We start from the raw sequence: 7682 nt of genomic DNA on the forward strand, positions 1-7682 counted from the left end.
CGGCGCGGCGCCGGCCGCCCCCCGTCGCACCCGCCGGGACGGCCCCGGCCCCTGGCCGTCCCGGGCGGGCAGCAGGACGGGCAGGTCCTCCTCCACGGCGGCGAGCTGGGCCCCGTTCTCCGCCTGTTCCAGAAAGGTGAGGCTGGCTTCGATGGCGGCCAGCCGCTGCTGGTGCAGCTCCAGCCGCGGGGTGATCGCGGCCACGGAGCGGCGCAGCTTGCGGGCCCGGCGGTACAGCCGCTGGGCTTCGTCGATCTCCTCCCGCGACGGCGACGGCAGGCTGAGCAGGCCGTCCGCCCGGCGCTGCATCGCCTCGCTGCCGGGCACGGCCGCCAGCAGGCTCTGCTGCTGGTCGGCGTTGCGGTGCTCCCGGGCCGCGGCGTTCAGCAGCCGCTGCCGCAGGCTCGCCCGCCGCTGCTCCAGCTCCCGGTGCCCCAGGCGATCGGCGTAGTACCCCGCCAGCCCCCGGTTGATCGTCCAGTCGTCGTCGGCCGGCGGACCTTCGGGGTCCCAGCAGCGGTAGTCGCTGGGGCCGCCCCAGCCCAGCTGGAAACGCTCCTCGGCCACCGTCTCCAGCCAGAGCCGCCAGCGTTGCCAGAGCCGCTGCCAGGCCTCCTCCTCCAGGCTCTGCACGGGCCGGGCCAGCGCGTCCTGCGCCAGCTGGCGGGCCAGGGCCGGGCCGATCCCCTGGTAGGCGCCCATCAGGGCCTCGCCGACCGTCTGGGGCAGCAGGCCCAGGCGCCGCCGCCAGGAGGCGACCTCCTCCTCCAGCCGGGGCGGTTCACCGGCCATGGGCGGTGGCGGCTGGTAGGGGTCGCCGGTGCCGATCGGCCGCAGCCGCGACCGGTCCTGGCGGACCTGGCGGGCCAGGGCGATCACCCGCTGTTCTTCGTCGATCAGGAACAGGTTGCTGTGGCGCCCCATCAGCTCCAGCACCAGCTGCCTCCGGATCGGTTCGCCGGGTCTGGGGGCGAAGCCCAGGGCCACCACCCGCTCCCAGCCCTGCTGCTCCAGGCTCACCAGGGCCAGACCGCGCAGGCCGTGCTGCAGCTGCTGGGCCAGGGTGCTGCCCTCGCCCTGCTTCAGGGGTGGTTCCACCACCAGCAGGCGCGGCGCCTCCGCCAGCCAGCTGAGCTCCAGCCAGAGGGTGCCCCGCAGGCTGCGCAGTCCCAGCTGCAGGCGGTGGGCGTCGGGCTGCTGGGCCTTCTCGAAACGGCTGGGCAGCAGGCTGCGGCGCATCTCGGCCAGTACAGCGCGCAGGCTGGTCACATCCATGGCCTGGATGGACGGGGTTGGGGCCATCGCCTCCTCTGTCGCTTCCCGATGCGGTCCACCCCTACTGTGCGCCCCAGCGCCAGCGATCCATGGACTCCCCCCCCTCCAGCGGCCGGCTCACGGTGATCACTGGCCCCAGCGGGGTGGGCAAGGGGACCCTGGTGGCCCTGCTGCTGCAGCGGCACCCCGCCCTGTGGCTGTCGGTGTCGGCCACCACCCGTTCGCCCCGGCCCGGGGAGAGCGACGGCCAGCACTACGTCTTCCTGACGCGTCCCGACTTCGAGGCCCGGGTGGCCGGCGGGGGCTTCCTGGAGTGGGCCGAGTTCGCCGGCCACCTCTACGGCACCCCCCGGGCCCCTGTGGAGGCCCAGCTGGTCCTGGGGCGGCCGGTGCTGCTGGAGATCGAGCTGGAGGGGGCCCGCCAGGTGCGTCGCACCTTCCCCGCGGCCTTCCAGGTGCTGATCAAGCCGCCCAGCTTCGAGGAGCTGGAGCGCCGCATCCGCGGCCGCGGCACCGACAGCGAGGAGGCCATCCAGCGGCGGCTGGCGCGGGCCCGCGAGGAACTCACCGCCGAAGCGGAATTCGATGCCGTGCTGGTGAACGCCGACCTCGACATGGCCCTGCAGGAGCTGGAGCGGCTGCTGGGGCTGGCCGACGCCGACTGACGACAGCCATGAAAAAAGCGGCCCGTTCAAGGGCCGCTGGCGGGGATGCATCCGACCGGATCCGGTCTTCAGGGGTGGATGATCAGATCCGGGAAGAAGCGGAAGATCTCAATCGTGATGCCGGCGGTCAGGGTGAACCAGACGGCGGCCACGACGGGAGCGGTGGAGAGGAATTTCTTCATGGCTCTTGCGTATCAGCGGGGGGAAACGGTGACTTTGGAGTCGGATTCCACCAGAGCTCCGCTGGTGAACTCCTTGAGGGCCGCCAGGGGCCAGACGGCCGCTGCCAGGGTGGTCTTGAAGGCCAGGGGCAGATCGATCTGGATTTCGCGCATGGTGGCGTCCTTGCTGCCGCGGACGGCGATCAGGTAGCCGCGACCGGCCCAGCCGATCGTGCCGGCGATGTACAGGAAGAGCAGGCCGGGGATGGTGAAGTCACCGGCGTGGCTCCAGCGGCCGTCGGTGATCAGGTGGGGCAGGCCATCGGTGCCGCAGAGGGCCTGGCCGTAGTAGGCGAAACGGGCCTTGGCCTGATCCGTGCTGGCAGCGGCGGCGCGCTGCTGGAAGCGGGGGGTCTCGCTGCAGGGGGTGAGTCCGCCGATGTCGGCCCGGGCCGAGGGGGCGAAGCCGAACAGCAGGAACACGGACGCCACCAGGGCGAAGGCCCGGATGGCGAAGGAACGACTGGAGAGAAGACGGCGCATGGAGAGGGGCCGCGGGGGAACTGCCGCGGGGCAGGATGGCTCGTGCGGACAGTAGGGGAGCTCTTCCGGGAGCATGCGCACGGTTCTGGCCCTCGAAACAAGTTGTGACGAGTCAGCGGCGGCGATCGTGGCCGGTCGGCGGGTCCTGGCGGGGGCCGTCGCCTCCCAGATGGAGGAGCACGCCCGCTGGGGCGGGGTGGTGCCGGAGATCGCCTCGCGCCGCCACGTGGAGGCGCTGCCGGCCCTGATCGCCCGGGTGCTGGAGGAAAGCGGCGTGGCCATGGCCGACCTCGACGCCGTCGCCGCCACGGTGGCCCCCGGCCTGGCCGGGGCCCTGCTGGTGGGGTCGGTCACGGCCCGCACCCTGGCCCGGTTGCATGGCAAGCCCTTCCTGGGGGTGCACCACCTGGAGGGGCACCTCTGCTCGGTGCACCTGGGCGATCCCCTGCCGGAGGGTCCGTACCTGGTGCTGCTGGTCAGCGGTGGCCACACCGAGCTGATCCGCGTCGATGGGCCCGGTGCCTACACCCGCCTGGGCCGCAGTCGCGACGATGCGGCCGGTGAATGCTTCGACAAGGTGGCCCGGCTGCTCGGGCTGGGCTACCCGGGCGGACCGGCGATCGAGGCGGCGGCGGCCGGCGGCGACCCCGGCCGTTTCCGCTTTCCCAAGGGGAGGGTCTCCCGTCCCGAGGGGGGCTTCCACCCCTACGACTTCAGCTTCAGCGGCCTCAAGACGGCGGTGCTGCGCCAGGTGCAGCGGCTTGCCGCCGCGGGCGCTCCCTTGCCGGTGGCCGACCTGGCGGCGAGCTTCGAGCAGGGGGTGGCCGAAGTGCTGGTGGAGCGCAGCTGCCGCTGCGCTGTCGACGCGGGCCTGGAGACGGTGGTGCTGGTGGGGGGCGTGGCCGCCAACCGACGCTTGCGCCGCCTGATGGCGGAGGCCACCGCCGCCCGCGGCCTGTGCTGGCGCGTCGCGCCCCTGGCTTACTGCACCGACAACGCCGCCATGGTGGGCCTGGCGGCGATCGAACGGCTCGAGGCCGGGGGGCACAGCGGGATCAGCCTGGGGGTGGCCCCCCGGCTCCCCCTGGAGCTGGCCGGAGGGCTCTATGCGCCACAGCCCCCCTTTTGATGCCCCTATGGTGAGAGGGTCGCCCTAGGTCTGGCCCGATGGCCCCCGCGAATCCCCTGCCCCTCGAGCAGGTCGAATCCTCCCTCAGCGACACGGAACCCGTGTCCCAGCAGGAGCTCAACGCCTGGCGGCGGGGGTTCACCCCCCAGGCCGAGATCTGGAATGGCCGTCTGGCCATGCTCGGGCTTTCCGTCGGGCTGGGTGTATTGCTGCTGGTGCGGCTGGTGGGAGGCTGAGGCCCACCCCCCGGCCGGGATTTGCCGGCTCAGGTTCGACCCCGCAGCGTCTGGGCCAGCTCGCCGGGTCTGAGGCTGGCGGCTAGGGCTTCCTCGGCATGAACCCTGCCGGAAGAGACCAGATTCGCCAGGTACTGGTTGGAGGTGATCATGCCGTCAAACCCGCTGCGGGCCATGATCGCCTCGATCTCATCGAGATTGGCCCGCAGGATGTAGTCCTTGCAGGCATCGGTGTTGATGAAGACGTCGTGGTAAGAGGCCCTTTTGCCATCCACCGTCTTGATCAGGCCCTGGGAAATCACCCCCAGGAGCGAATCGGCCACCGAACGCCGGACGATCTCCTGTTCGTCGGGGGGGTACATGCCCAGCATCCGCTCGACGGAACGCACCGCCGAGTTGGTGTGCAGGGTTCCCAGCAGCAGGTGTCCGGTCTGGGAGGCTTCGATCGCGGTGGTGAGGGTGTCCTGGTCACGGATCTCCCCCACCAGGATCACGTCGGGATCTTCCCGCAGGGCGGCGCGGAGGGCGGTCTTGAAGTGGCGGGTGTGGCTGCCCAGTTCCCGCTGGCGGATCAGGGACTGGCGGCTCTGATGCACGAATTCCACCGGATCCTCGATGGTGAGGATGTGGCGCTTCATCGTGCGGTTGATGTGGTCGATCACCGCCGCCAGGGTGGTGCTCTTGCCTGACCCCGTCGGGCCGGTGACCAGCAGCATGCCCTTGGGACGCTGGGCCAGATCCTTGAGCACCGGCGGCAGATTGAGCTCGTCGATGGTGGGAATGGCCTGGGGAATCAACCGCAGGACCATCGCCGGGCCCTGAAGGGATTCGAGCAGGTTGATGCGCACCCGCACGAAGCCGAAGGCGAAGGAGCCGTCGTATTCCTTCTGCTGGAAGAAACGATCGATCTGGGCCGGCTCCAGGATCTCCCGCAGCCAGTCGCGGAAGGTGTTGCCATCGGTCACGCCCAGGCCGGCCAGGATCATGTCGCCGCGGCTGCGGAACCGGGGCTCCTCCCCGACGCCGAGGTGGATGTCGGAGAAGTTGCGCTCGAAGGCCACCCGAACGATCTGCTCCAGGGTCGGCGGGGATCCACCCTCCGCCGACATCGGCGTCGCCTCGGCGAAAAGGGAGCCCCTGGGCTGAACGCCCACGGGGGGCGGTGGCGGTGGCGGGTGGGACTGGGACATCGAGGAACGCGGCTGGAGCGCGGGGCGATCCCGCTGGTGAAATCCGTTGAGCGAATCCGCGTCGGGCGGATCCGCTGAGACCTGGGCGAATGCGCCGAAGGCTGTGTCGCTCCGGGCCGGATCCTAGGGGCGGATTTCGATCTGTGGACACGGGGCCGAGCGGTGCCGCGCAGGGCGGGGGAAGCGCTGAACCCGGGCTGCCTAGGATCCTCCGACCCGCGTCGGCCCGTGTCCCCACAGCCTCTGGTCAGCATCGTTCTGGGCACACGCCCCGAGGCCATCAAGCTGGCTCCGGTGATCCTGGCCTTCCAGCGGTCGCCGGACTTCCGCACCCGCGTTGTCCTCACGGGGCAGCACCGCGAGATGGTCACCCAGGTGATGCACCTGTTCGGCCTGGCCGCCGACCATGACCTGGCCCTGATGGCCCCGAAGCAGACCCTCACCCACGTCACCTGCGCGGCCCTGCAGGGACTGAAGCAGGAGTTCGAGTCGCACCGCCCCGATCTCGTGCTGGTGCAGGGCGACACCACCACCGCCTTCGCCAGCGCCCTGGCCGCCTTCTACGAGCAGATCCCGGTCGGCCATGTGGAGGCGGGCCTGCGCACCGACGACCTGCTCGACCCCTTCCCCGAGGAAGCCAACCGCCGCCTGATCTCCCAGCTGGCCCGCCTGCACTTCGCCCCCACGGCCCAGTCGGCGGCAAATCTGCGGGCCTCGGGGGTGGTGGGCGAGATCCTCACCACCGGCAACACGGTCATTGATGCCCTGCTGCTGATGGCCCGCTCCGCCCCCGACTGGGACCTGCCCGGCCTCGACTGGCAGAAGCAGCGGGTGCTGCTGGCCACCGTGCACCGCCGCGAAAACTGGGGCGAGCGCCTCCAGGACATCGGCCGGGGCTTCCTGGCCCTGCTCGACCGCTTCCCCGACACCGCCCTGCTGCTGCCGCTGCACCGCAACCCCACGGTGCGGGAGCCCCTGCAGGCCCTGCTCGGCTCCCACCCCCGCGCCTTCCTGATCGAGCCGCTCGACTACGACCGGCTGGTGGCGGCGATGCGGGGCTGCACGCTGCTGCTCACCGATTCGGGCGGTCTGCAGGAGGAGGCCCCCGCCCTGGGCAAGCCCGTGCTGGTGCTGCGCCGTACCACCGAGCGACCGGAAGCGGTGGCGGCGGGCACGGCGAAACTGATCGGCACCGACAGCGACGCGATCCTCAGCGAGGCCAGCCGGCTCCTGGAGGACCCACAGGCCTACGGGGCCATGGCCCAGGCCCACAATCCCTTCGGTGACGGGGCGGCCAGCGGCCGGATCGTGGAGGCGGCCCGCCGCTTCCTGGGCCTGGCCCCCCTCAAGGCAAGCGGCACCTAGGGGCGCTTCTTGGCCCAGGGGGGCAGATCGATGAACACCCGGGTGCCGCTCTCCAGGCCCGAGAGGATCTGGGTGTCCTTGCCGCTGCTGGCGCCGAGCTCCACGGGCTGGAAGGTGGGCTCCTGGCCCTTGCCCACCAGTAGCACCCCCGGCCGGCCGTCCTCCGTGACGATGGCGACGGTGGGCACCACGGTCCGGGCCTGAAGGGTGCCGGTCTGGAAGTCGATGTCGGCGGTCATGCCGATGCGCAGTTCCGGGGCCGGATCGGTCAGCTGCAGCTTCACTTCGAAGGAGGTGACGTTGTTGGTCTTCACCGCCCGCGGGGCGATCTGGCGCACGGTGGCCTGGAAGCGACGGTCGGGGAAGGCATCGACGCGCACGCTGGCGGGCAGGCCCACCCGCAGACGGCCGATGTCGCTCTCGGGCACCTTGGCGACCACCTCCAGCCCTTCCGAGAGCTCCACGATCGAGGAGCTGGTGGCGCCGGCGGTGGCCGACGCGGTGGTGGTGGGGGTGACGAAGGCGCCCGGTTCGGCGTAGCGCTGGCTGATCACCCCATCGAAGGGGGCCCGCACGATCAGTTCGTCCTTCTCCACCATGCGCTGCCTCAGCCGTTGCCGGGCGGCGGCGGTGGCCAGGCGCCGCACCTCCGCCTCCGAGCGGAAGCGGTTCATGGTGTCGAGGCTGATGGCCCCCTGGCGGAACAGGGGTTCGTTGCGGCGCAGCTCGCTGTCGCTGCGGCGCTGTTCCGACTCCGCCGACTGCACGTTGGCCTGCAGTTCCATCAGCCGGTCGCGCAGGTCGCCGTCATCCATCAGGGCCAGGGGCTGGCCCCGGCGCACCGTGTCGCCCTCGTCGACCATCAGCTCCAGCAGCACCCCCTGGCGCTTGGGGCTGACATTCACCCGCTTGACGGCATCGAGCTCGCCGCTGGCGGTGATCACCCCGGGCAGGGAGCCCTCGCGGGCCACCACGGTGAAGGGGGCCAGATCGCGGCCGGCCTGCTGGCGCTGGCGCTGCCAGAGGCCGGCCGTGGCGAGAAGGGCCAGGCCCACCGCCAGGCCGATCCAGAGGCGGCGGCGGCGGCCGCGGCGCCGGCCCTTCGGCGGCGCGGTCGG

The 7682-nt window shown here is 71.6% G+C and carries 9 protein-coding genes; 4 read left to right on the forward strand and 5 right to left on the reverse strand.

Going from position 1 to position 7682, the window contains the following annotated elements; genetic code table 11:
- Positions 1 to 1302: NFACT family protein (locus tag KBY81_RS15740; protein ID WP_254977010.1), on the reverse strand; the 1302-nt coding region annotated here is incomplete at its 3' end.
- 62 nt (positions 1303 to 1364) lie between these two features.
- Between KBY81_RS15740 and gmk the strand changes: the two genes are divergently transcribed.
- On the forward strand, positions 1365 to 1940 hold the full coding sequence (gmk, locus tag KBY81_RS15745) for a guanylate kinase (RefSeq protein ID WP_106220440.1): 576 nt from the start codon (positions 1365 to 1367) through the stop codon (positions 1938 to 1940).
- A gap of 68 nt (positions 1941 to 2008) precedes the next feature.
- Here the strand turns inward: gmk and KBY81_RS15750 are convergent, their stop codons facing one another.
- Positions 2009 to 2122, reverse strand: coding sequence for a Photosystem I reaction center subunit IX (locus tag KBY81_RS15750; protein WP_106220441.1), 114 nt, complete (start codon positions 2120 to 2122; stop codon positions 2009 to 2011).
- Between the two features lie 12 nt (positions 2123 to 2134).
- Positions 2135 to 2644, reverse strand: coding sequence for a Photosystem I reaction center subunit III (locus KBY81_RS15755; protein ID WP_106220442.1), 510 nt, complete (start codon positions 2642 to 2644; stop codon positions 2135 to 2137).
- Positions 2645 to 2717: 73 nt separating this feature from the next.
- Between KBY81_RS15755 and tsaD the strand changes: the two genes are divergently transcribed.
- Both tsaD and KBY81_RS15765 read left to right on the forward strand, forming a co-directional pair.
- Positions 2718 to 3773 carry a tRNA (adenosine(37)-N6)-threonylcarbamoyltransferase complex transferase subunit TsaD gene (gene tsaD, locus KBY81_RS15760; protein ID WP_254970479.1) on the forward strand — a complete coding sequence of 352 codons (1056 nt, stop codon included), beginning with the start codon at positions 2718 to 2720 and terminating at the stop codon, positions 3771 to 3773.
- Positions 3774 to 3811: 38 nt separating this feature from the next.
- Positions 3812 to 4009 carry a high light inducible protein gene (locus KBY81_RS15765; RefSeq protein ID WP_106220444.1) on the forward strand — a complete coding sequence of 66 codons (198 nt, stop codon included), beginning with the start codon at positions 3812 to 3814 and terminating at the stop codon, positions 4007 to 4009.
- Between the two features lie 29 nt (positions 4010 to 4038).
- Here the strand turns inward: KBY81_RS15765 and KBY81_RS15770 are convergent, their stop codons facing one another.
- Complete coding sequence (locus KBY81_RS15770; protein WP_254977011.1) at positions 4039 to 5199, reverse strand: type IV pilus twitching motility protein PilT; 1161 nt, start codon at positions 5197 to 5199, stop codon at positions 4039 to 4041.
- 228 nt (positions 5200 to 5427) lie between these two features.
- Between KBY81_RS15770 and wecB the strand changes: the two genes are divergently transcribed.
- Positions 5428 to 6564 carry a non-hydrolyzing UDP-N-acetylglucosamine 2-epimerase gene (wecB, locus tag KBY81_RS15775; RefSeq protein WP_254977012.1) on the forward strand — a complete coding sequence of 379 codons (1137 nt, stop codon included), beginning with the start codon at positions 5428 to 5430 and terminating at the stop codon, positions 6562 to 6564.
- On the opposite strand, the gene KBY81_RS15780 is transcribed toward wecB, so the two are convergent.
- Positions 6561 to 7631, reverse strand: a complete 1071-nt coding sequence (locus tag KBY81_RS15780; RefSeq protein ID WP_396103861.1) for an efflux RND transporter periplasmic adaptor subunit — start codon at positions 7629 to 7631, stop codon at positions 6561 to 6563. The two genes, wecB and KBY81_RS15780, sit on opposite strands and share 4 nt — an antisense overlap.
- Positions 7632 to 7682 lie beyond the last annotated feature (51 nt).

The organism is Cyanobium sp. Lug-B (assembly GCF_024345635.1).
Classification (GTDB): Bacteria; Cyanobacteriota; Cyanobacteriia; order PCC-6307; family Cyanobiaceae; genus Cyanobium; species Cyanobium minutissimum.